The sequence below is a fragment of the Asticcacaulis sp. P2_B1 genome, assembly GCF_056404915.1.
Genome location: NZ_JBFUDD010000010.1, coordinates 39963 through 63021, shown reverse-complemented (window position 1 = coordinate 63021; position 23059 = coordinate 39963). Strand labels below are relative to the sequence as shown.

General features: G+C 60.5%; 19 protein-coding genes. 10 read left to right on the top strand and 9 right to left on the bottom strand.

What is annotated here, in order from left to right; translation table 11 throughout:
* Window positions 1–64 precede the first annotated feature (64 nt).
* From AC1DX3_RS18160 to AC1DX3_RS18120, 9 genes are all read left to right on the top strand, one after another.
* Window positions 65–3361 (top strand): transglutaminase family protein, encoded by a 3297-nt coding sequence (locus AC1DX3_RS18160; protein ID WP_476990741.1) that lies wholly within the window; start codon window positions 65–67, stop codon window positions 3359–3361.
* Window positions 3362–3455: 94 nt separating this feature from the next.
* Window positions 3456–4613, top strand: coding sequence for a tetratricopeptide repeat protein (locus tag AC1DX3_RS18155; RefSeq protein WP_476990740.1), 1158 nt, complete (start codon window positions 3456–3458; stop codon window positions 4611–4613).
* A gap of 355 nt (window positions 4614–4968) precedes the next feature.
* Window positions 4969–6558, top strand: coding sequence for a S10 family peptidase (locus tag AC1DX3_RS18150; RefSeq protein ID WP_476990739.1), 1590 nt, complete (start codon window positions 4969–4971; stop codon window positions 6556–6558).
* A gap of 200 nt (window positions 6559–6758) precedes the next feature.
* Window positions 6759–8714, top strand: coding sequence for a DUF2075 domain-containing protein (locus tag AC1DX3_RS18145; RefSeq protein ID WP_476990738.1), 1956 nt, complete (start codon window positions 6759–6761; stop codon window positions 8712–8714).
* A gap of 84 nt (window positions 8715–8798) precedes the next feature.
* Window positions 8799–9107, top strand: a complete 309-nt coding sequence (locus tag AC1DX3_RS18140) for a hypothetical protein (RefSeq protein ID WP_476990737.1) — start codon at window positions 8799–8801, stop codon at window positions 9105–9107.
* Window positions 9108–9447: 340 nt separating this feature from the next.
* On the top strand, window positions 9448–10149 hold the full coding sequence (ctrA, locus tag AC1DX3_RS18135) for a response regulator transcription factor CtrA (protein ID WP_476990736.1): 702 nt from the start codon (window positions 9448–9450) through the stop codon (window positions 10147–10149).
* 196 nt (window positions 10150–10345) lie between these two features.
* A complete protein-coding gene (locus tag AC1DX3_RS18130) occupies window positions 10346–10867 on the top strand; it encodes an arsenate reductase/protein-tyrosine-phosphatase family protein (RefSeq protein ID WP_476990735.1) in 522 nt (173 codons plus the stop codon).
* Window positions 10868–11254: 387 nt separating this feature from the next.
* On the top strand, window positions 11255–11623 hold the full coding sequence (locus AC1DX3_RS18125; RefSeq protein WP_476990734.1) for an ArsR/SmtB family transcription factor: 369 nt from the start codon (window positions 11255–11257) through the stop codon (window positions 11621–11623).
* A gap of 210 nt (window positions 11624–11833) precedes the next feature.
* Window positions 11834–12496, top strand: coding sequence for a DUF4142 domain-containing protein (locus AC1DX3_RS18120; RefSeq protein WP_476990733.1), 663 nt, complete (start codon window positions 11834–11836; stop codon window positions 12494–12496).
* Window positions 12497–12592: 96 nt separating this feature from the next.
* Here the strand turns inward: AC1DX3_RS18120 and AC1DX3_RS18115 are convergent, their stop codons facing one another.
* Together AC1DX3_RS18115 and AC1DX3_RS18110 are read right to left on the bottom strand one after the other, a co-directional pair.
* Window positions 12593–13573, bottom strand: a complete 981-nt coding sequence (locus AC1DX3_RS18115) for an aldo/keto reductase (RefSeq protein ID WP_476990732.1) — start codon at window positions 13571–13573, stop codon at window positions 12593–12595.
* Window positions 13574–13662: 89 nt separating this feature from the next.
* Window positions 13663–14145 (bottom strand): lipocalin-like domain-containing protein, encoded by a 483-nt coding sequence (locus tag AC1DX3_RS18110; protein ID WP_476990731.1) that lies wholly within the window; start codon window positions 14143–14145, stop codon window positions 13663–13665.
* A 97-nt stretch (window positions 14146–14242) separates the two neighbouring features.
* Between AC1DX3_RS18110 and AC1DX3_RS18105 the strand changes: the two genes are divergently transcribed.
* The gene (locus tag AC1DX3_RS18105) at window positions 14243–15100 is read left to right on the top strand and encodes a LysR substrate-binding domain-containing protein (RefSeq protein WP_476990730.1); all 858 of its coding nucleotides are present in this window, start codon (window positions 14243–14245) and stop codon (window positions 15098–15100) included.
* Here the strand turns inward: AC1DX3_RS18105 and AC1DX3_RS18100 are convergent.
* The 7 genes from AC1DX3_RS18100 to chpT form a co-directional block, all read right to left on the bottom strand.
* Complete coding sequence (locus AC1DX3_RS18100) at window positions 15084–16391, bottom strand: MGH1-like glycoside hydrolase domain-containing protein (RefSeq protein WP_476990729.1); 1308 nt, start codon at window positions 16389–16391, stop codon at window positions 15084–15086. The two genes, AC1DX3_RS18105 and AC1DX3_RS18100, sit on opposite strands and share 17 nt — an antisense overlap.
* 140 nt (window positions 16392–16531) lie before the next feature.
* Complete coding sequence (locus AC1DX3_RS18095) at window positions 16532–17377, bottom strand: CheR family methyltransferase (protein WP_476990728.1); 846 nt, start codon at window positions 17375–17377, stop codon at window positions 16532–16534.
* Window positions 17374–18648, bottom strand: coding sequence for a protein-glutamate methylesterase/protein-glutamine glutaminase (locus AC1DX3_RS18090; protein WP_476990727.1), 1275 nt, complete (start codon window positions 18646–18648; stop codon window positions 17374–17376). The genes AC1DX3_RS18095 and AC1DX3_RS18090 overlap by 4 nt, the downstream gene beginning before the upstream one ends.
* Before the next feature lie 93 nt (window positions 18649–18741).
* On the bottom strand, window positions 18742–19107 hold the full coding sequence (locus tag AC1DX3_RS18085; RefSeq protein ID WP_476990726.1) for a response regulator: 366 nt from the start codon (window positions 19105–19107) through the stop codon (window positions 18742–18744).
* Between the two features lie 28 nt (window positions 19108–19135).
* Window positions 19136–19579: a chemotaxis protein CheW gene (locus AC1DX3_RS18080; RefSeq protein WP_476990725.1), complete on the bottom strand. Its 444-nt coding sequence runs from the start codon at window positions 19577–19579 to the stop codon at window positions 19136–19138.
* Complete coding sequence (locus tag AC1DX3_RS18075; RefSeq protein WP_476990724.1) at window positions 19576–21993, bottom strand: chemotaxis protein CheA; 2418 nt, start codon at window positions 21991–21993, stop codon at window positions 19576–19578. The genes AC1DX3_RS18080 and AC1DX3_RS18075 overlap by 4 nt, the downstream gene beginning before the upstream one ends.
* Before the next feature lie 328 nt (window positions 21994–22321).
* Window positions 22322–23029 (bottom strand): histidine phosphotransferase ChpT, encoded by a 708-nt coding sequence (gene chpT, locus AC1DX3_RS18070; RefSeq protein ID WP_476990723.1) that lies wholly within the window; start codon window positions 23027–23029, stop codon window positions 22322–22324.
* Window positions 23030–23059 lie beyond the last annotated feature (30 nt).

The window sequence follows — 23059 nt, the reverse complement described above, 5'->3', positions numbered from 1 at the left end:
ATTCCGTAAAGATTTTATAGCTTGGGCACGCCGCGCCTGGGGCGAAGCCTTACAGAGGACTGCAATGACGATATTGGCTGCGCTGCATCATGTGTCCGACTACCGCTACGACAAGGCGGTGGGCATGGGACCGCAGATCATCCGGTTACGGCCGGCGCCGCATACCCGCGCTCAGGTACAATCCTATGCGTTGAAGGTCGAGCCGGCCAACCACTTCATCAACTGGCAGCAGGACCCGTTCGGCAATTGGCTGGCCCGTGTCGTCTTCCCGGAAAAGACCAGCCAGTTCAAGGTCACGGTCGATCTCGTGCTGGAAATCCGCGTCTTCAATCCCTTCGACTTCTTCCTCGAAGCGACAGCGGAAAAGTTTCCCTTCACCTATAGCGCCGCACTACAGGAAGAGCTGGCGCCCTATCTCGAGATCAAGGAAAACGACCAGCCCCTGCTCGACTATGTCGCCTCGATCCCGGACGAGCCCAAACCGACTGTCGATTTCCTCGTCGCCTTCAATCAAAAGCTCAACAGCGATCTCGGCTATACCCTGCGCATGGAGCCGGGCATCCAGACCTCGGCCCAGACGCTCAACCTGCTTCAGGGGTCATGCCGCGACATGGCCTGGCTGGCCTGTCAGGTCCTACGCCATAAGGGTTTGGCGACGCGCTTCGTCTCCGGCTATTCGATCCAGTTGAAGGCCGATCTCGAGTCGCTCGATGGCCCGTCGGGTGTTTCCGAAGACGTCACCGACCTGCACGCCTGGTATGAGGTCTATCTCCCGGGCGCCGGCTGGATCGGGCTCGACCCGACATCCGGCATGTTTACCGGCGAAGGTCACATCCCGCTGTGCTGCGCCCCGAATCCGACCTCGGCGGCGCCGATCACCGGGGCGCACGAGCCAGCCTCATCGACCTTCGAGCACGAAATGGGCGTGACGCGCATCTATGAATCGCGCCGCGTCACCAAACCCTATAGCGACGCCGAGTGGAAGGCGATCGATGCGCTGGGCAGCAAGGTCGATCAGCGCCTGGTCGCCCAGGACGTCCGCCTGACCATGGGTGGCGAGCCGACCTTCGTCTCGCTCGACGACCGGCTGGGTGACGAATGGCATTTCACGGCGCTATCCGACGCCAAGAAGAAGCTCGGTTTCGACCTGTTCCAGCGCCTGGCGACGCGCTTTGCCAACAAGCCTTTGGCGCAACACGCGCAAGGGAAATGGTATCCCGGCGAAATCCTGCCGCGCTGGGCGATGAACATGTTCTGGCGCGTCGACGGCCAACCGGTGTGGTTGGATCAAAGCCTGCTGGCCGACCCGGAAGGCCCCGAGGCCAAAACAAAAGCTAAGATGAAGGCCGATGTCGCCGGAACCTTCCTGGGCGCACTCGCCGACACGTTGGGGGTCGGCAAGGCCTTCGTCCTGCCGGCTTATGAGGACCTGCCCTACCTCCTATGGAAGGAGCAACGCATCCCCAATGAGGGCGAGATGCTGGAGGCCGATCTCTATGAGGCGACCGAGCGCAAGCGCCTGCAGGCCAAGCTCGACGCCAATGTCGGCAAGCCGACCGGCTATGTCCTGCCGCTCACCTTCTCCGCCAAGAACGATGCCTGGCTGTCGAATGCCTGGAAATTCCGCACGGATAAAATGATGCTGATCCCGGGTGACTCTCCGGTCGGTTTGCGTTTGCCGCTCGGTGCCCTGCCGGTGGTCGATGCGAAGCTGGTGGCCGAACATGTCTTCCCGCCGCGCTCGCCGTTTGCTGAAACCGACGTCCTGCCGGACACGGCCGCGGTGGTGGCTGCCTATGGCAAGCCGAAGCCCGCGCCCAAGGCTTTAAAGGCCAAGGACAATCCGAACGGCCTGGTCCGCTCGGCCATCTGCGCCGAGGTCCGCCACGGCAAGCTGTTCCTGTTCCTGCCGCCGCTGGCCTATGCCGAGCACTATTTCGACCTGATTAACGCGATCCAGGCAGTGGCCGCGACGCAAGCCACCCCGGTCGTTATCGAAGGCTATGCTCCGCCGCGCGATCATCGTATCGAGTCGATGTCGGTCACGCCCGACCCCGGCGTCATCGAGGTCAATATCCAGCCGGCCAAGTCGTGGGACGAACTGAAAACCATCATCACCACCGTCTATGACGAGGCGACGCAAAGCCGCCTGGTCGCCGACAAGTTCATGATCGACGGCAAGCGCATCGGCACCGGCGGCGGCAACCATATCGTCATGGGCGCCAGCAAGCCGGCCGACTCGCCCTTCCTCAGGCGCCCCGACGTGCTGGGCTCGATGATCACCTTCTGGCAAAACCATCCGTCACTGAGCTACCTGTTCTCCGGTCTCTATATCGGGCCAACCTCCCAGGCGCCGCGCATCGACGAAGCCCGCCACGAAGCCCTATACGAGCTCGAAATCGCGCTGCGTAACCTGCCGGACGGCGAGGACGAAAAGGCGCCGTGGCTGGTCGACCGCCTGTTGCGCAACCTGCTGGTCGACCTCAGCGGCAACACCCACCGCGCCGAATTCTGCATCGACAAGCTCTATTCGCCCGACAGCGACCGCGGACGTTTGGGCCTGCTCGAAATGCGCGGCTATGAGATGAGCCCGCATCCGCAGATGAACCTGATCCAGGCCCTGCTGATCCGCGCCCTGGTCGCCGCCTTCTGGAAGAAGCCCTATAAGGCGCCGCTGGTGCGCTGGGGCACGCAACTGCACGACCGCTTCATGCTGGGCCATTTTGTCCGCGAAGACCTGAACGAGGTTCTGACCTATCTGGCACATAGCGGCTTCAAATTTAGTCCCGACTGGTTCATTCCCTTCTTCGATTTCCGCTTCCCGACGGTCGGCACGGTCCAGATCGGCGATGTCACTCTGGAGCTGAAAAACGCCCTGGAACCGTGGCCGGTCATGGGCGAGGAGCCATCGGCTGGTGGCACGTCGCGTGGCGTCGACAGCTCGGTCGAACGCATGGAGGTCCTTCTCAAAGGCGCCGTGGCGTCGCAGCATGTCGTCACCTGTAACGGCCGGCGTTTGCCGCTGTCGCCTACCCGTGATGGCAATGTCCAGGTCGCCGGCGTGCGGTACAAGGCGTGGAATCCGTGGTCGAGCCTGCATCCCAATCTGCCGATCAATACGCCGCTGATCTTCGACGTCGTCGACACAAGGCTGGAGCGTTCCCTGGGCGGTTGCCGCTACCATGTCATGCATCCGGGCGGGCGTAATTACGAGACCCTGCCGCTCAACGCCAATGAAGCGGAAGGCCGGCGTTTGTCGCGCTTCGAAGCCCCGACCCATACGCCCGGAAGGATCAAGGTCCCAGCGGCTGAGAGCAATCCGGATTACCCGCATACCCTCGATCTGCGCTGGAAATCGTAACCTACGCGCAACATGACGGATCTTGTAACACTACCTGACCGCGGAACGGTGTTACAAAATCTCCGGCGAAATTTCGCGCCGGGGAGCTTCCGCCATGTCCATCCATTTTAAATCCATTTTTGCAGCCTGCCTGATGACATCCATCAGCGCCATCGCCGTCGCGGCCCATGCCCAGAGTAATCCCTATGCCGCTGCTACGCAGGCGCGGGAACACGACCAATATATCCAGGCGCAATCCGACGGCATCTACAACTCGATGATCCAGGATATGCACAATCGCCAGGACGAGGCGACGAGAAGCGCCTGGTGGAACCAGTCCACCCCCACCGACAACTCGCCGCCTGCGCCGCCTTCTGTCGTCGCCAGCTATACCTACATTATCTATCAGCATCAGGATCCGATCCCGGTCTTCACCGAGCGCGCCAATAATGGCGATGCTGAAGCGGCCCGCGGTCTCGGAGAGATGTATGCCACCGGTACAGGCGTTGCGCAGGACGCTGCGCAATCCGCCTTCTGGTTCGGCAAGGGCGCCGACGAAGGCGACACCGAATGCCAGGCCGTTTATGGCATGCTGTTGATGACCGGCAACGGTGTGGCGCGCGATCCCGTCGCCGGCGTCGTCTACCTGAAGCAGGCGTCAGACAAAGGCGACATCGTCGCCACCGCCAATCTCGGGCTCAGCTACGAAATCGGCGACGGCGTCCCGCAAGATGCTGTCGAAGCCGCCCGCCTTTATCGCATCGCCGCCGACGCTGGCAATGCTGCCGGGGAAACCGGTCTCGGCCGATATGAAATTCTGGGTGAAGGCGTGCCGGCGGATCCTGAAAGCGGTATCCAACTGATGAAGGCTGCCTCCGAAAAGGGCAATATCTACGCCACGATGGCCTACGCCACGGCGCTCGGTGTCGGCAAGTACGGCCTGACCGCCGACCCGGATGAAGCCTTCCGCCTTCTTACCATCGCCGCCAACGCCGGCAATACGGCCGCCATGGGCCAACTCGGCGACTATTACAATTCCGGCCGGGGGACGACGGCCGACACGGCGACGGCTGTTTATTGGTGGGAAAAAGCGGGTGCCGGCAACGAGATCGATGCCTTGGCCAACCTCGCTATAACCTATTATAACGGCGCCGACGGTGTCCCGCAGGACCTGAACAAGGCCTATGGCTATGCCAGCCGGGCCGCTCAACTCGGCGATGACCAGATGGCAGGTATGGCCCAGGACCTGGCCAACCGCGGCTATGGCAATTAGTCAATCGGAGTGGCTGTGGCCGTATGCAACGAAAAATCGACACTCCGAATGAAAAAGCGATGGACTGTCGGCGGTAAAATAATACCACTTCGGGATCGTTTTGAGTTAGCACCGTTCCGTGACGGTCTTGTCTGCCAAAAGGCGGCTGCGCCCCATTCGGAGTGCCGGTTTTCGTGGAAATGCCTACGGCTACTCCGAATCGCACCAGCCGCCAATTCGCTGGCCGCTTGTCCATGGGTATGGTCCGTCACATTACCGAAAATTAAGAAACCGTCCGTGTACAGCGCTTGACTCGGGCGCGTGCTCAGGCATGACTGTTGTTTCTGTTACAACATACCTTTTCGGGGGGCTTCCTGTGCGCCTAAGCAAAACCGTTTCCGCTCTGGCCTTGGCCGTAGCCGCCCTGGGCGTGATGCCGCACCACAGCTTCGCCGCCGACAAGACCAAGGTGACCACCGAAGTCAAAAGCGACGACGACAAGGACGACAAGGACTCGATCGCCGATCAGATTACCAAGGCGACGGCCACCGCGCCTGTGACCGAAAAGAGCAAGGCCACCGACCATAGCGTCACCATTAAGGGCGAGAAGATCGCTTACAAGGCGACCGCCGGTACATTGACCATCCGCGACGATGACGGCAAGCCGGTCGCGAGCGTCTTCTATGTCGCCTATACCGCAAAGCCCGGCACCCACCGCCCCGTCACATTCCTCTATAATGGCGGGCCGGGTTCGGCGTCGCTGTGGCTGCATATGGGCTCGTTCGGTCCGGTGCGCGTCACCACCAGCAGCCCCGACGCCACGGGGCCTGCGCCCTATACCTACGGCCCCAATGACGAAAGCCTGCTCGACAAGACCGATCTGGTCTTTATCGATGCCATCGGCACCGGTTATTCGCGACCGCTGGGTACCACCAAGGGCGACAAATTTTGGGGCGTCGATCAGGATGCCGACGCCTTTGCCCGCGCCATCAAACGTTATGTGACACTCAATGACCGCTGGAACAGTCCGAAATTCCTCTTCGGCGAAAGCTACGGCACGACGCGTTCGGCCAATCTGGTCAATGTGCTGCAAGGCCAGGGCATGGACTTCAATGGCGTCATCCTGCTGTCGTCCATCCTCAACTACGGCATCGAACAGCCTGGCTACGACATCGGCTATGTTGCCTATCTGCCCAGCTTCGCCGCCACGGCCTGGTACCACAACAAGCTGGCCAACAAGCCGGCCGACCTCGGCGCCTTTGTCGATGAGGTGCGCAATTTCGCCGCCGGGCCCTATGCCGCGGCCCTGGCCAAGGGCCACAATATCAGCGACGAAGAACGCAATGCCGTGGCGCAAAAGATCAGCCAATATACGGGCTTAAGCGTCGATTTCATCATCCGCTGCAATCTGCGCATCGATCTCGACCGCTTCCAGAAGGAATTGCTGCGCGACCAGCATGAAACGGTCGGCCGCTTCGACTCGCGGTTTATGGGCGTCGACAGCGATGACGGCGGCGCCGAGCCCGACTATGACGCGTCGGACGTCGGTATCAACAGCGTTTTTGTCTCGTCTTTGCGCAACTATCTCAGCACCGATCTCGGCTACAAGACCGATATGGATTACCGGCTGGGCGCCTATGATGACAAGGCGTTCAAGTGGGATTGGACGCATAACCCGGCTCAGGGCTGGGAACAACAGCAGCCCGATGTGGCGGTCGATTTGGGCGCCGCCATGCGGCAGAATCCGCATCTGAAACTGCTGTCGGTCAATGGCTATTACGATATGGCGACGCCGTTTTTCGCCACGGAATACGACATCGCCCATATCCCGATGAACAAGGCGACCGTGGCCAATATCAGCTTCAAATATTATCCGTCGGGCCACATGATCTATCTCAACCCGGAAGCCTTAACGTCGCTCGTCAAGGATCTCGACGTGTTCTACGATCAGGCGGCGCCGCAATAGTCTAAGCTCGCCCTGATGGTCTGCAAATCGTCATCTGCCATCAATGCGTTTTACGCATTGTTTTCACAATGCTCGGGCGCCCTAGCTCGTGTACAAGCGTACACGTCGCGTCGGGTGCTCGACAGCTAACGATTTTCGCCGCATCATGCCGGCTTAGTCGCCGTCGGAGACAGATTCCACAAACGACGGCCGGGGGATTTATGCGCGCCTATTACACCGCCGACCGCGCGAAGTTTCGTGGGGATACGGACGACCATATCCTTGGTGAATTGGCGCGGCGGCATAATTTCGCGCTCGATATCGAACAAAAGGGCGCTTGGCTGCGGCAAATCCTGATTATGCGCGATGCCTTGGCCGCGCAGCCGGATTTCACCGTCTATTTCGAGTTCGCCATTCCGCGTATGGGTAAGCGCGCCGATGTCGTGGTGGTTATCGGCGACTGTATCTTCGTCATCGAGTTCAAGGTCGGTTCCGAGCAGTTTGACCGCCATGCCGTCGAGCAGGTCGAGGATTATGCGCTCGACCTGAAGAACTTCCATGCTGGCAGCCACCATCTGTCGATCGTGCCAATCTTGATCGCTACCCACGTCGCGGCGTCCCGGGATGTCCAGCTGGAACTGGCGTTGGATCAGGTCGCCAAGCCGCTGCAATTGGCGACCCACGATCTCGGTCCGGTCATTGCCATGATCGCGCGTCACCATCAGGCCGCATTCTTCGATGCCGTCGCCTGGGCCGCCAGCGGTTATCGGCCGACACCGACCATCGTCGAAGCGGCGAGGGCACTTTATGCCCGGCACGGCGTCGAGGATATTACGCGCTCCGATGCCGACGCCATCAATCTCGGCAAGACCCAGGATGTTATCGCCGGCGTTATCGAAGACGCCAAGGCGCACGGCAGCAAGGCTATCTGTTTCGTCACCGGTGTGCCGGGCGCCGGCAAAACCCTGGCTGGGTTGAATATCGCCACCCAGCGTAGCGAAGCCCATCAGGATGAGCACGCCGTCTTCCTGTCCGGCAACGGTCCTTTGGTCGATGTCCTGCGCGAGGCCCTGACACGTGACCAGCACAAACGTCTTGGCGGCAGCAAGCAGAACGTCGAACGCAAGGTTCGCGCCTTTATCCAGAATATCCATGTCTTTCGCGATGAATATGTCCGCACGCATGATGCACCGGTCGAACACGTCGTCGTCTTCGACGAGGCCCAGCGCGCCTGGACGCGTGCCCAGGCGTCGAAATTCATGCAGTCCAAGCGCAGCATCGAAGATTTCGACATGTCCGAGCCGGAATTTCTGCTCAGTGTCATGGACCGGCATGACGATTGGTGCACGGTCATCTGCCTGATCGGCGGCGGCCAGGAAATCAATACCGGCGAGGCAGGACTGTCGGAATGGATGGCGGCGATTAGGCAGCGCTTTCCGCATTGGCATGTCCACGCTTCAGCCCAGATCCAGCAGCCGGATTACGATCTCAACCACGACGCCAAGAGCTTTATCGCCACCGAACAGGTGACCCTGCATGAAGATCTGCATCTTGGGGTGTCGATGCGTTCGTTCCGCGCAGAGACCCTGTCGGATTTCATTTCCCACCTGTTGAACGGCGATGCCGAAAGCGCCCGCGATGCACACGGAAGGCTGTCGGCCTATCCGCTCTTGTTGACGCGCGATTTGGCCCGGGCGCGATCCTGGCTGCGCGAAAAGGCACGCGGCACTGAGCGGTACGGCCTGGTGGCGTCGTCCGGCGCCATGCGGTTACGGCCGGAGGGGCTGCACGTCAAGGCCGGCATCGATCCGCCCAACTGGTTCCTCAATGACCGCAGCGATGTGCGCTCATCCTATTATCTCGAAGACGTCGCCAGCGAATTCGACGTCCAGGGCCTGGAGCTCGATTGGACCGGCGTGTGCTGGGATGCTGATCTGCGTTATGTCCACGGCGATTGGTGCAGCTATAATTTCAAGGGCACCAAATGGCAGTCGGTCAAGGACCGCTTTCGCCGGCTTTACCTTAAGAACGCCTATCGCGTCATCCTGACTCGCGCGCGCCAGGGCATGGTCATTTTCGTGCCGAAAGGTGATGATGCAGATGCGACGAAGCCCCGGTCCTATTATGACGGGACCTATGACTATCTCCTGGCCTGCGGCCTTATGCCCCTGACGTAACACGCACATTTGCGGTCGCATCGGATATTCGGCGGCGCCGAAGCGTGCTATAAAGTACCTCCACCGCCCCTGGAGGATTGCCACATGTTCTTCAACAAAAAAGACTCGGATCAACAAGGTCTCGATATCAATATCGGCCGCGTGCTGGAAATGTTTCGCACCAACGTCCTCGACGCCAACCAGGCGCGCGAAGCCTTGGCGAAATTCTTCGGTGGCGAGGCGCAGAAAGATTTGCCCGCGCTGAACAGCCACCTGACCACCGTCCTGGCGGGTATCGATTCGGGCACGCTCGACCTGACCAAGGCGCGCGCCGGTCTGGTCAATGCCGCGGCCGCCTCGGAAAGGCACGATCCGCACTACGCGGCCTTGCTGCACACCATCGTGCCGGGCTAAGCCAGGTCGCACATCATGGGTCATCGGAGGAGGTGGGCCATGGTCATGCGTCTGTCCGATGCCCTGCGTCACGGCAGATGGGTGTGCTCTTTTGGTCGGGTGTGTGATTCAAATGACTCACCCGAAAAAAAGCATCGTCATTTTCCTGTGAATAAAGAGAATCATTGACTCTCGACTCTTGCTTGCGATTCGCAAATCACCTTAGGCCCGTAGACTCAAGTTTTTGGATTGAGTTGTTAAGCTTAACGAATCTTAAGGGATTTCCTGTTTAGCATGAAGGTTAACGGGCGGAGCATGTCGCTTCCGCGCCTTCGTTACCCACAAGCCGGGAGGGGCTTATATGCGCGTACTATTGATTGAAGACGACAGCGCGACCGCTCAGAGCATCGAACTGATGCTCAAGTCGGAAGGCTTTAATGTCTATACGACCGATCTCGGTGAAGAGGGCGTCGACCTGGGCAAGATCTATGATTACGATCTGATCCTGCTCGACCTCAGCTTGCCCGACATGTCCGGCCTGGAAGTCCTGCGCCAACTGCGCGTCGGCAAGGTCAACACGCCCGTCATGATCCTCTCCGGGACGTCGGAAATCGACACCAAGGTCAAGACGCTCGGCGGCGGCGCCGACGATTATATGACCAAGCCCTTCCACAAGGACGAACTGATCGCGCGCATCCATGCCGTTGTCCGCCGTTCCAAGGGCCACGCCCAATCGGTCATCAAGACCGGCGACATCATCGTCAATCTCGACGCCAAGACCGTCGAAGTTGCCGGCAGCCGCGTTCACCTGACCGGCAAGGAATACGAAATGCTGGAGCTGTTGTCGCTCCGCAAGGGTACGACGCTTACCAAGGAAATGTTCCTTAACCACCTCTATGGCGGCATGGACGAGCCCGAACTGAAGATCATCGACGTCTTTATCTGCAAGCTGCGCAAGAAGCTGGCCGTCGCCGCCGATGGCAACCACTATATCGAAACCGTCTGGGGCCGTGGCTACGTGCTGCGCGATCCGCACGAACAAGGCTCGATTGTCGCCGCTTAATTGCCGACGATTTGAACTATCGAAAAGCCCGCCGACCTCTCTCGGCGGGCTTTTTGTTGCCTCAGGTCTTATGCTCGCAATTGCAGCGAACGTTGTTACTTTATTCACCTAGTTCATAAAGTCTCGAATAAACTATTAGTGGTAGGATGGTCCCATAACGAGGCGATGCACGTCTCGGCTTAGGGGCGTAAACTAAATGACCACAGGGTTTCGGACGTTCAATGTACTGTTTCTGTGCGCGCACAATTCGGCGCGTTCCATCCTGGCGGAAGCCTTGCTGAACCGGCTGGGCGCCGGGCGCTTCGAAGCCTTTTCCGCGGGTTTCGATCCGGTGCCGGCGATCAGTCCCTATGCCATGGCTCTCCTGCACAAGATCAATTACAACGTCGATAAACTGTCGACCAAGCCGATGACGACCGTTCTTGGCGACAATGACCCGGGTTTCGATTTTATCATCCGTCTATCGCCCGATCGCCGTGGCGGCAACCGCCCGTCCCAGTTCAAGGGCCGTCCGGTCGTGGTCGATTGGCACCTGCCTGATCCGTGCGACGTCATGGGATCGTCGGGCACCATCGCTGCCGCCTATGCCGATGTCTTCAGCCTGTTGGCCGGCCGTCTTGACGCCCTGGCCAACCTGTCGGTCGCGGCGCTCGAAAGCGGCAATATCGGTGTCCGCCTCGATCGCATGGGCGAGGAACCCTTGCGCCTGGCATCTTGATTCCGCTCAAGCGCCGCTAGGCTCGCCGCACTGGCGGCGGCGGGCAGTCGCCCTTGCCAGGTCACAAGTGACTTGGAGGTTGATTCCGCCCAAACGCCGCCGGGCTCCCGCACCGTGCTCAAGCAGCGAAGCGGTAGCACGCTTCTGCCGGCGGCGGGCGGTCGCCCTTGCCAAGCCATGACTGGCTTGGAGGCATGTTTTGCTCAAGCGACGCACCCTAAAACCTCAGCGTGTTTCGTGTCGGCGACGAAACACGCGACATTTCATGGCGCGCTGCAAAATTTGATGGGGATATTTGCAGGATCGCCCCTGGCACGCCTTTATGTTTCCATAGTTTTGCATTATCAGGAAGTGACGATTAAGAGTTAGTTCCGGTAAGGCTGAAACATGACGAGCGATGATGCGGTGGTTAATCTGTTTGCTCTGGCGCACCCGGGGCGGTTGAACGTTTTCCGCACAATCGTCAAGGCTGGACCCGACGGCATGGCGGCCGGCAAGATTGCAGAGAGCAACGCCATCCCCGCTAACACAGCGTCGACTCACCTTAGCATCCTGACCGGCGCCGGCCTATTGTCGGCCTATCGCGACGGCCGCTCGATCATCTATCGCGCCAATTTTTCACATTTTTCCGAACTGATCGGCTTCATGTTGGAAGACTGCACCGAAAATCATCCCGACGCCGCGACGTCCCTGCGTGACTATTTCAAGGGCCATCCGGCTGCCGACGTGCCGGTGCGTGCCGCCAAGGCGAAATAGTTACGGCCTTATTGACTCCCCATCTTCAACACTTTCGCGACAAATTGCGCCATTTTATCCCTCCTGACCCATAGGTTCTTTATTATTTCAGCTTAGTTTTTGTCTCCCATTTATTTTTTCCTCCATTTTGATGACATGACTGTCACCTATTCTGCCTCCTCGTTGATCGCACACATTTTATTACGTGCTTAAACTGAAGAGGACTTTGTTATGAAAACCTATCTGCCTTATAAGATTACGACTGTACTCGTTGCCATTGCCGCTGCCGCTGCGATGAGCGCTTCGGCCCAGGATGCGACGCAAACCGCAACGCCGGATGCCGCCAAGCCCGTTGTGGCACCGCCGGCCGAGACAGTGCCGGCTAACCCCGATCCATCGGCTGCCCTCCCAGCTCAGGCCGCGCCGGCACCGGCGGCAGCCGCATCGGTCGCCGCGGGTCCCGACGCCAAGGAATTTATCCGTCAGGCCTATCTGGCCAATGAGTTCGGTATCGCCGCCAGCCAAGTCGCCTTGGGCAATGCCCAGGATCAGACGGCCAAGGATGCGGCCCAACAGATCCTCAATGACGGTATGAAAACCCGTCAGGCTCTGATCGCCGCCATCCAGGGCGCGACCACTGACATGCACTTCGACCAGGCGTGGACCGACGATTACAAGAACAAGCTGGCCGATCTGAAATCGACCGCGGCGGCTGATTTCGACGCCAAGTACCTGGCGACCCAGGGTGACGTCACCAACCAGACGACCGATCTGTTCAGCGCCTATGCGGCCAACGGTACGGATGAAAGCGTCAAGACCTTTGCCGCCAACACCTTGCCGACCTTGAAGGCCGAGGGCGACAAGCTGGAATCGGTAAGCATGGGCGGCCAATAGGCCCCTTTGAGCGCAACAAAAAGAGCCTCCGCCAGTCTTTTGGCGGGGGCTCTTTTGTTATGGGTCGAGGGTCTTTGACCCTCGCCGCCGGAGGCCCTATCCGTTGACCATGGCCAGGCCGGCTTCCGGGTATCTTTCCCCTGCGAAGCCATGCTCAGCAATGGTATCCTCGATATCTCTGACGTCACTTGCCGACAAACTGACTTCCGCCGAGGCAATATTCTCTTTCAAGCGATCGAGATGGCGTGTTCCGGGAATCGGTACGATCCACGGTTTTTGCGCCAGCAGCCAGGCCAGGGCCAATTGCGCGGAGGTGACGCCCTTGCTTTTGGCCAGGGCGTTGAGGGCGTCGACGGCGCGGATATTCTGCGCCTTGGCATCGCCGGTGAAACGCGGGAGGTTTGCGCGGAAATCGTCGGCCGGTACGTCGGCCACCTGACCCGCCAGGAAACCGCGACCGAGCGGCGAATAGGGCACAAAGCCGATGCCGAGCTCTTCGAGCACAGGCAGGATGTCTTTTTCAGGATCACGGGTCCACAGCGAATATTCGCTCTGCAGGGCCGTGACCTTTTGGACGGCGTGGGCCTTGCGGATGGTCGCCGCGCCGGCTTCGGACAGGCCGAAATGCTTGACCTTGCCGGCCTGGATGAGATCGCCGACGGTACCCGCGACGTCCTCGATCGGCACGTCGGGATCGACGCGGTGCTGATACAATAGGTCGATTTCGTCCAGTTTCAGGCGCTTCAACGAGGCATCGACCACCTCGCGAATATGTTTTGGGCGGCTGTTGGTGCCGCGTTGGAACGGTTGTGCCGGATCGATATCGAAACCGAACTTGGTGGCGATGACGACCTGGTCGCGGACAGGCTTCAGGGCTTCGCCGACCAGCTCTTCATTGGTGAAGGGGCCGTAAACCTCGGCGGTATCGAAGAAGGTGACGCCGAGATCGACGGCGTCACGCAGCAGTTTTAGGCACTGCGCGCGGTCGGACGGGCCATAGGCCCAGCTCATGCCCATGCAGCCGAGGCCGAGGGCGGACACTTCGAGGCCGCTGGTGCCGAGTTGACGTTTTTTCATTGGGGGGCTCCTCTCACAGAACCGCCCGCATGTGGTACCTCAGTGCTCGCTGTGAAAGGCCATAGGCGCAAGAAAGTGGCAATCTCACGTCACTGTGAAACGCGCCGCCACACCGAAACCGGGATGCTGCCGTCTGGGCGTGGCGGGATACGATAACTCAGCGTATCGCCGTTCAACTCATAGGTCCGCACCTGCTGGCTGCCTTCCTGATTGGGATAGCTGGAACGGATCATATGCAGGGTGAGGGTATGCGCCGCCGGATCGACGTCGATCGTACCGTAATGGATACTGGCGCCCATGATGGCGGCCTCGTATTCGGCTGGCGTGCCGCTGGCCTTGTCGCCCGAAGCGAAGCGCGGCCGGCTAGTGTCGTAGATCTGCAATTCATAGCGGCCGTCGGCGGTGATCATCAGCAGGCCGTCGGGCGCGTCGCCATAATCATGGGCGCGCGTGCCGTCGGGTTTGATGATATCCGCCGCCACTAGGGTCCACGTCCCAGCCAGGGGACTGGTGCCAGCCAATACTGGCGTCGCCGTCATCAGCAAGGCGGCGGCAAGTTTTACGAAGGTCATGTCGGGCTCCATCGGGGTTGACGATGGCGACTGTATTAGTGAATAATAATCACTACAATTTGAAATAATTTACTCAAAAGATGAGATCTGTAAAACAGTGAACCTCGACCTCGATAGTTTGCGCATGTTGGTGACGGCCGTCGATCTTGGCGGCTATGGTCAGGCTGGTGCGCGGCTGGGCCGCACCCCATCGGCGGTCAGCCTGCAGATGAAGCGCCTGCAAACCGCGGTCGGCGCCCCCCTGTTCCGCAAATCCGGCCGTGGAGTCGCACTGACCGAGGCTGGTGAGATCGTCCTGCGTTATGCCCGGCGTATGCTGGCGATGAATGACGAACTGCTCGATACGGTGCGCGGCGCTGCCCTCTCCGGCGCGATTAGGCTGGGCTGTTCGCAGGACTTCGCCGAGAGCATTTTGCCCGCCGTTCTGTCACGCTTCAGCGAGCTCTACCCGCTGGTGCTGGTCGAGCTGCGCATCGAAGGCAATGCCGTCATGGCCGAGGCGGTCGCAAAAGGCGAACTCGATATCGCCTTGGCAGTGGGGCAGGCAGACCATCCGTTGGCGGAATGTGTGGGTGAGCTGGACTTGGTCTGGATCGCCGGCAAGGCATTCGCGCCGCGCCCGGATCAGCCCCTGCCGCTGGTCCTGCTGGGACAGCAATGCGCCTTTCGCAAGACGGCTATCGCCGCCCTCGACCGGCGCGACGTGCCGTGGCGGTTGGCGGCACTCAGCCCCAGCCTGGCCGGGTTGTGGGCGTCGGCCCTGGGCGGGTTGGGCATCACGGCGCGCAGCCGCATGAACCTGCCTGCGGGACTGGTTCAGGGAGAAAGCCTGTTCGGATTGCCGGCCTTGGGGCATTTTCCGATTACCCTGCATATGCGCCCCGATAGCGGCAAGGCAGTGACGCGTTCGCGCGACTTTATCGTCGAGGCAATTGCCTCTATGCCGTCTGAATGAACTCGTGCCATAGCGCGATCGGCACCAAGGCGGTCCAGCCGCAGAAATCGCCCTGTGACTGGCTGCCGCGCGCCAGGGAATCCGGCGCATAGTTTTCCCAGAAGGTGCCGGTCGCTTCGAAGACCTGAGCCACGCACCAATAATATTGCCGCGCCAACTTGTCCGCCAAGTCGGGGCGTCCGACGCGCAACAGGCCGCGAATAATCATATAGTTGGTCGGCGCCCAGACACTACCCAACCAATATTCGCCGGCGGGATTGAAACCGGCCTGATCTGCCGGGAAGCTGGCGATCGGGAAGCGTCGCCAGAATTGGTTCGGATCGGTCAGGTGACCCAGGACGCGTTCCAGCCGGTCGGCCGGAACCACGCCGGCGATCAGCACCCAGAACATGCCGATATGTTTGCGCCGGATGGACTTGCCATAGCCGAGATCGTAATAGAAGCCGTCTTCTTCGTGCCAGCAGAGATCATTTAGGGCTTTCGCGGTCTCGACGTGGAAATCATCAAGGGCAGCCATATCGTCCGTCTTGCCGATGAGCTCGGCCATGACCTTCAGATTGAGAGCGAAATGCGCCATCTGAGCCGTCATGTCGACGCTGCGCCCCTGGCGGTTCCAGTGCGAGCTCAGCCAGTCATAGCGGAAATTCTCGGGGTAGGGCTGGACACAGGCGATGCCTTGGCCATCGTCCTTCCAGCCGTCGGGAAAGCGTGGAATATTGTCCATGCCGGAGCCCAGCCCGTCGCTGATAAACAGGCCGTCGGGCATGGCAAACTGAGCAACCAGCCAGTCGAAATGGCGCTTCAAATTGGGGTAGACGGCTTTTAGCCGGTCGTGGTCGCCCGATTTCGCGAACAGCTCCAACTCGGCGAAAGCCAACAGCGGGGGATTGGTGCCGACGGGATGCGCCTTGGGCCAGAACGCCTTACCGTCCTTGGTATATTCACGACAGATAAAGCCATCGTCATCCTGGAAGCGATAAAAGTTGTCGAGCGCATTGGCGATCGGCAGCGTATCCTGATGATATTTGGCGTAGGTCGCGATGAAACAGGTATCCCAGTAGAAGATATTGCTGTTGAAGGCGGCATCGAGGAACGGCTTGGGGAAAGCCGGATCATAATCACCGCCGCGCACCTTTTTCAGGGCGATCGCCATGGCGGAATCGTACATGCGCTTTTGCAGGTCCGCCGGCACAGCAAATCCGTCTTCGGCCGCCCGCGCCATCGCCGGCGGCGTGAAAGCGGCGAGGGCACTTATGCCCGCCAGAAAATCGCGTTTGGATAGGCTGGTCATGTGTCATCCCTGTTTGGGGACACAGTAGGATGGCGCTTCTATTCAGTCAAACCTCCAAGCGCCTGTGGCGCCTGGCAAGGGCGACGCCCGCGGCCGCCGTTGCGGCGTATCTCTTATGAAAGATGCGTAGCAAGCCGCGTTTAAGCGGTCTTGCGCAGCGGTGCCGAGGTCTTGGCGGCGGTGTTCTTGATATAGAGGCCGCGCATGCCGGGCATGGGCTTGAAGGTATCGGTGATGCCCAGCACGGTTTCCGCTGCGCCGAGGAACAGATAGCCATCGTCGCTCAGCAAATTGGCGATCTGCTCCAGAACCTTTTTCTTGGTCTCGAGGTCGAAATAGATCAGCACATTGCGGCAATAGATAACGTCCATGCGGCCGACGACGCGCAGGTCGTCGAGCAGATTCAGCTTCTTGAAGCGGATCGATTGACGCAGCTTGGGCGAAATCCGCCACATCTCGTCGACCTTCTCGAAATTGCGCACCATCATCTGGATCGGCAGGCCGCGCTGGACTTCGAATTGCGTGTAGAGACCGGCCTGCGCCTTTTCCAGGCAGCGATCGGAGATGTCGGTGGCCAGAATATCGAGATTGACGCGCGGATACAGCATCCGCGATTCTTCCATCAACATGGCCAGGGAGTAGGGCTCCTGGCCGGTCGAACAGGCGGCGCACCAGATCTTGATGTCGCCATTGATACGGGCGCGGGCAAGCGCCGGCAGGATATYGCTCTTGAACTGATCGAACGGCAGCTTGTCGCGGAAGAAGAAGGTCTCGTTCGTCGTCATGGCGTCGGTGACGGCGGCCATCAGCTTTTCGTCGCGTTTGGTGCGCAAGGCGTTGAGCAGGGCGGACACCGTGGCGAAACCTTCGCGGCGGGCGACAGGCGACAGGCGGCTTTCGATCAGATAGGTCTTGTCCGAACCCAAGATCAGGCCGGAGCGGTTTTTGAGCGTGAGGGCGAGGTGCTCGATATCTTCGGGTGTCATGGTCGTTCCCCACGGGTAAAGGCTTTACAGGCTAAGGATAAGCCTTCAATCGGTTTAATAATTTCGGCCAGGCCGGCTTCGGCGATGGCGCCGGGCATGCCCCACACCACGCTGGTCGCTTCGTCCTGAACCATGACGCTGCCATTGGCGGCGACCAGGGCGGCCGCGCCGTCACGGCCGTCGTGGCCCATACCGGTCAAGACGACGGCGAGAGCGTGATTGCCATAGAGGCTGGCGGCGGATTGGAACAAGGGGTCGACGGCCGGGCGGCACCAGTTGACCTGCGGGCCCTGGTCGAGCTTGATCGTCGGTAACCCTAACGGCCCTTTGACCGTCATATGGAAGTCGCCGGGCGCGATATAGACGTGGCGCGATTCGACCGGCATGCCGTCTTTCGCTTCCAGCACCTTCATCGGTAACGCCTTGTCGAGGTGTTCGGCCAGGATGGTGGTGAAGGTCGCCGGCATGTGCTGGACGACGAAAACAGGCAGCTTCCAGTCAGGGCCTAGGCCCAGCAGGAAGGCGCGCAGGGCCGGCGGACCGCCGGTCGAGGCGCCGACGAACAGGGCGTCGATGCGCTTCGGGCCGGTGCTGCGCGGGCGCAGGTTCGGCGTGATCGGCACGACCACTGAGCGTTGTTGGGCGGGCGTCGGCGAGGCGGCCGGGGGCGAAAAGGGCGCGTGACCGTGAGCAGTCGGTGCGTGGGGCGTGTAGGGCGCGGGCACCGGCGCGGCGACAGGGCCACCGCTGACGAAAGGCTGGGGACTTGGGCTTTGTCCCGCTGAAGGCGGGCCACTCTGGTTTTGTCCCGCTGAAGGCGGGACGGGCCACGATCGGGTGCGGCCGCACAGGGCGCGGATCTTGGTTAGCAATTCGCTGCGGAAGCCGTCGGCGCCGCCGATGCGGGTCGAATCGGGCTTCGGAATAAAGTCGGCGGCGCCCAATTCGAGTGCGCGGATGGTGACGTTGGCGCCGCGCGTCGTCAGGGTCGACGCCATCAGCACTTTCAGGCCCGGCTTGGCGGCGAGCAGTTTCGGCAGGGCTTCGAGCCCGCCCATATTCGGCATTTCGATGTCGAGGATCAGCACGTCCGGCTGGATCTCGCGGACTTTTTCAATGCCCTTGGCGCCATCGATGGCCAGACCGGCCAGGACCATGTCGGGTTCCTGCTCCAGCCAGCGCGAGATGAGCCCCCGCACAACCGCCGAATCGTCGACGATCATGATTTTCAGGGGCCGCAGCGACGCCGCGGTATGAGGGTTAAGTGACATGGACGAGATTTGCGCTTTTACATCAATGGATTATTTAAATTTCCGGAAAAGAGATTTTTGCGTCGGCAAAAAGCGCTTTACGCTGAACCCGGCCTAGATAAGGCCGACTTCGGAGAACTTGGCTTCGAGGATCTCACCGTCAAACGGCTTCATGATGTACTCCGACGCGCCCTCGGTCAGGGCTTCGGTAATGTGGGCGAGATCGTTTTCGGTGGTGCAGAACACGACGACCGGATCCTTGCCGCCGTCTTCCTTGCGCAGCTGGCGCAGGAAGGTGATGCCATCCATGACGGGCATATTCCAGTCGAGCAGGATACAGGAGGGCATCTTGTCCTTACAGGCCGTCAGGGCTTCGAGGCCGTCATTGGCTTCGACGACTTCGAACTGCAGGTTTTCCAGGATGCGTCTGGCGACCTTGCGGATAACGCGGCTATCATCGACGACGAGACAGGTTTTCATCCTGTGATTCCTTAAGACTAATAAAGGTTTAAGCCGCTTTCAGGTGGGCGGCATCCAAAAGTGTGTGTGGATCCAACACTATCAGAAGTTCCTTTTCCAATTGATAAACGCCGACAATTATTTCCRCCCAGCGCGGCGGCAGATTGCCCGGCGCGGCGTGAAATTTCTCGTCGTCCAGCTTCAGGACCTCGTCGACCGAGTCGATAACCAGGCCATAGCTATCGCCGTGCACTTCCAGGCCGATGGCCAGGGGTTCGGGCGCATTGTCGGGACGCGGCGGCAGGCCGAGGCGGCGGCGGGCGCAGACGGCGGTGACGATGCGGCCGCGTAGGTTCAGCACGCCGGCGATTTCGGCGCGCGACAGCGGCACGGGGGTCAGGCCGCGCGGATGGAAGACGTCGTGGACACGGGCGGCGTCGACGCCGAAGAGCTGGCCGCCAACACGGAGAGTTACGTAATCGCGGAGGCTCATGCGACAGCCCTTTCATTGGAGGTGTTGGCTTCGGAAGTATTGCCGGAGGTGTGGGCGCGACGCTGGTGTTCGGCCAGGCCGCGCAGATGATAATAGTCGACGTCGAGGATTTCGCAGGCCTTGCCGGCGACGATAGCCGTGCCACGGACGCCCGGGCGATCGGCCGACAGTTCGATATTGAGGCGGTCCTCGACGACATCGACGATCTCGTCGACGGCCAGGGCCATGGCGTAACCCTCGCCGGTGAAAACCAGCAGGGGCTGGATATGGCTTTCGCTACGCTGCGACGATAACAGGCCGCTGAAGTCGCTGTTGACGGTGAGGATCGGCATCAGCTTGCCACGATATTGCAGGGCGGCGCGACCTTCCATCAACTCGATCTTTTCGGATTCGATGTGTTCCAGGCGCGTGATGTGCGCCAGTTCGACGGCCTTCGGCGCACCGGAGCCCGCCTTGAACAACAGCATGGCGACGCGATTGTTGTCGCCCAGATCGGTGGTTTCTTCGCTGTCCTCAACCGCCTTTTCTTCCAACATATTGCCGGCGCGTTCGGACATGGCGTTGGGATCGAGGATCAGGACGACCGAGCCGTCGCCGAGGATAGTAGCGCCCGAGAACACGTCGACATCGCGCAGGATGCTGGCCAGCGGCTTAACGACGATTTCTTCGGTATCGAGGACGTCATTGACGACCAGGCCGTAGCGGCGCTCGCCGACCTGGATGACCATGACGAAGGTCGCGTCCTCGTCCTTGGCGGCCTCAAGCTGCAGGGTGGGCCCGAGCTGGACCAGCGGCAGCAGCTTGTTGCGCAGGCGCAGGACCAAGGCCTGGTCGATCTTCTCGATCTTGTGTTCGGCGTTGGCGCCGGTGCGGACCAGTTCCATGACCGAGGTCTGCGGCACGGCGAACTTTTGCTTGCCGGCGCCGACGATCAGGGCCGAAACGATGGCCAGGGTCAGCGGGATCTTGATGGTAAAGGTGGTGCCGGCGCCGGCGACCGAAGTCAGGTCGATCTGACCGCCGATCTGTTCGATATTGGTGCGCACCACGTCCATGCCGACGCCGCGGCCGGACAGGTTGGTGACCTTGGCGGCGGTCGAGAAGCCGGGTGCGAAGATATAGCGATGAACCTGCTGATCGCTCAGGCCGTCGACTTCGTTACGCGAGGCCAGGCCTTTTTCGATGATCTTTTCGCGGATACGCGCGGTGTTCAGGCCGCGGCCGTTGTCGGCGATGCGGATGACGATATAGCCGCCTTCGTGGAAGGCCGCCAGTTTGATGGTACCAGTCGCCGGCTTGCCGAGATCGATCCGTTCCTGGGTCGGTTCCAGGCCGTGATCGGCCGAGTTGCGCACCATGTGGGTCAGCGGGTCGCGGATCAGCTCCAGAACCTGGCGATCCAGTTCGGTGCCTTCACCGTCCATAACCAGGTCGATCTTCTTGCCCAGTTCGTAGGAAAGGTCGCGTACCAGACGCGGCAGCTTCTTCCACGCGGCGCCGATCGGCTGCATACGCGTCTTCATGACGCTGTCCTGCAATTCCCCGGTCAGGGTCGACAGGCGTTGCAGCGGTGTGGCAAAGGCCGAATCTTCACGGGTGCGGCTGATCTGCAGCAACTGATTGCGCGTCAGAACCATTTCCGACACCAGGGTCATCAGGCCTTCCAGCACATCGACCGAGACGCGGATGGATTGGGTGGTGGCGATACCTTGAATGTCTTCGCCGCCCAGGCCGGCCATCGGCTCCGGCGCGGGCTTCTTAGGTTCAGGCGCCTTTTGGGCAACGGGCTCGGGAGCTTTGACCGGCTCGGGCGCCTTGGCTTCGACCACCGCACTGGGCGTGTCCGGCTCGTTCATCCAGTCCGGTGCTTCGGCGGCGGCGAAAGCGGCTTCCAGCTCGGCTTCGGACACCTCACCGGGACGCAGGGTGCGTTCCGGCGCTTTTTCGATAACTTGCGGCAGTTCGACGGCCTCGACTTCGGAGCCGATGCCGCGGACCGGCACTTCGACGGTCTGGACGGCGGCCAGGTCGACCTCGTGACCTTGCGCCATGGCTTCCAATTGTTCGATCAGGTCGTTGTCGTCGCCGTCGGGCTCGCTGCCGGTGGCTTCAAGGCCGGCCAGGATGACCTTGATCCGGTCGATCGAGTGCAGGACCAGGGTCACGGCAATGGGCGTGACCTCAAGCTTGCCGTCGCGGAAGCGGCCGAGCAGGGTCTCGCCGGCATGGGCCACGGCTTCGAGGCGCGGCAGGCCGAGGAACCCGCAGGTACCCTTGACCGTGTGGACGAGGCGAAAAATATTGTCGAGCGTCTTCCGTTCCGTCGGATTGGCTTCGAACTTGACAAGTTCGCTATCGACCACTTCGAGGCTCTCGGCGGTCTCGGTCAGGAATTCGGCAATTAGGTCGTCCACAAGCTTACCCCGTTTGGATATTGTCCGGCACCCTGCGAAGGGAATCGTGGCGCGGACCTGTCCAGGCGATTGTGAACAGCTTTAGTTAAGAGAGGGTTGGCAAAACCTTTACGAAGTCTGAATTGCTCGATTTTTCGTATTTTACCGCTAATTTTCTGCAATCGGTTGCGTTCAGCCGTTGGCTGCCGGACGGGCTTTGAGCCGGCCCAACACATAAAACGGCGTTCGGCTGAGCCAAAACGCCGCAAGCGGAAAATTGCGCCGTTCCGTTAATCACGCCGACCTATGGCCGGGGCCAACTTACGGTCTAAAGGGGGCGATGACGCCCTCAGGCACCGGCCGGCAGGGTAATGGTGATCGACAGCAGATCGGGCTCGCCGGTAAAACTCAGCTCGCCGCCGGCTTCGTGAACGACACTATAGAGCCAGTGCGGCTGGATCCACTGGCCGTTGAGACCGTCGCCCAGGGCCTTGCCCGACAGGCCTTCGATGGCCTCCTGCTTGAGGCGGGCGCGCGGACCGCTCGAGGTCGAGGACAGGGTCAGGGTGTCTTCGGTCTTGATAACCTCGAGACGCGCCTTGCCGCCGACGGGGAGAGCATTACCGGCGATCAGGCCGAGATTGAGCAGGGCACGGGCGGCCGGCTTGCTGAAATGCATGTCTGGATCGATGTCGAAATTGAGTTCGGCCCGCATGGTCGAAAACATATCGCCCAAAATCTTGTTGAGTTCCTTGCCCGAAAAGGCCTCCGAGGTCGTGGCGGCACCGAAGGCGACACGAGCGAAGTGGACCAGGGTCACCATCTTCTTCGCCGAAGCTGAGATCAGATTGAGCGCTTCCTGCTTCATGTCCTGGGCCGACGGGTCTTCCAACAGGTCGAGACCCGACATGATGGCGCCGGCGGGACTGATGAAGTCGTGGCACAGCTTGGCGACCAGTTGCGTCGCCAGGTCATGCCGGCTTAGTTCGAAAGCGGGTGTTTCCGGTGCTTCAACGTCGTCGTGAAGCTCCGCGGTGCTTAAGGTAGAAGCCGACATATCGTCCATCATGCTGTCTCGTTTGTTTGG

Coding starts and splice junctions, on each gene's coding strand:
- AC1DX3_RS18125 (WP_476990734.1), top strand. CDS start 11,255: ATGACGAGCGATGATGCGGTGGTTAATCTGTTTGCTCTGGCGCACCCG.
- AC1DX3_RS18145 (WP_476990738.1), top strand. CDS start 6,759: ATGCGCGCCTATTACACCGCCGACCGCGCGAAGTTTCGTGGGGATACG.
- AC1DX3_RS18100 (WP_476990729.1), bottom strand. CDS start 16,391: ATGACCAGCCTATCCAAACGCGATTTTCTGGCGGGCATAAGTGCCCTC.
- AC1DX3_RS18160 (WP_476990741.1), top strand. CDS start 65: ATGACGATATTGGCTGCGCTGCATCATGTGTCCGACTACCGCTACGAC.
- AC1DX3_RS18120 (WP_476990733.1), top strand. CDS start 11,834: ATGAAAACCTATCTGCCTTATAAGATTACGACTGTACTCGTTGCCATT.
- AC1DX3_RS18130 (WP_476990735.1), top strand. CDS start 10,346: ATGACCACAGGGTTTCGGACGTTCAATGTACTGTTTCTGTGCGCGCAC.
- AC1DX3_RS18110 (WP_476990731.1), bottom strand. CDS start 14,145: ATGACCTTCGTAAAACTTGCCGCCGCCTTGCTGATGACGGCGACGCCA.
- AC1DX3_RS18090 (WP_476990727.1), bottom strand. CDS start 18,648: ATGTCACTTAACCCTCATACCGCGGCGTCGCTGCGGCCCCTGAAAATC.
- AC1DX3_RS18085 (WP_476990726.1), bottom strand. CDS start 19,107: ATGAAAACCTGTCTCGTCGTCGATGATAGCCGCGTTATCCGCAAGGTC.
- chpT (WP_476990723.1), bottom strand. CDS start 23,029: ATGTCGGCTTCTACCTTAAGCACCGCGGAGCTTCACGACGACGTTGAA.
- AC1DX3_RS18155 (WP_476990740.1), top strand. CDS start 3,456: ATGTCCATCCATTTTAAATCCATTTTTGCAGCCTGCCTGATGACATCC.
- AC1DX3_RS18115 (WP_476990732.1), bottom strand. CDS start 13,573: ATGAAAAAACGTCAACTCGGCACCAGCGGCCTCGAAGTGTCCGCCCTC.
- AC1DX3_RS18140 (WP_476990737.1), top strand. CDS start 8,799: ATGTTCTTCAACAAAAAAGACTCGGATCAACAAGGTCTCGATATCAAT.
- ctrA (WP_476990736.1), top strand. CDS start 9,448: ATGCGCGTACTATTGATTGAAGACGACAGCGCGACCGCTCAGAGCATC.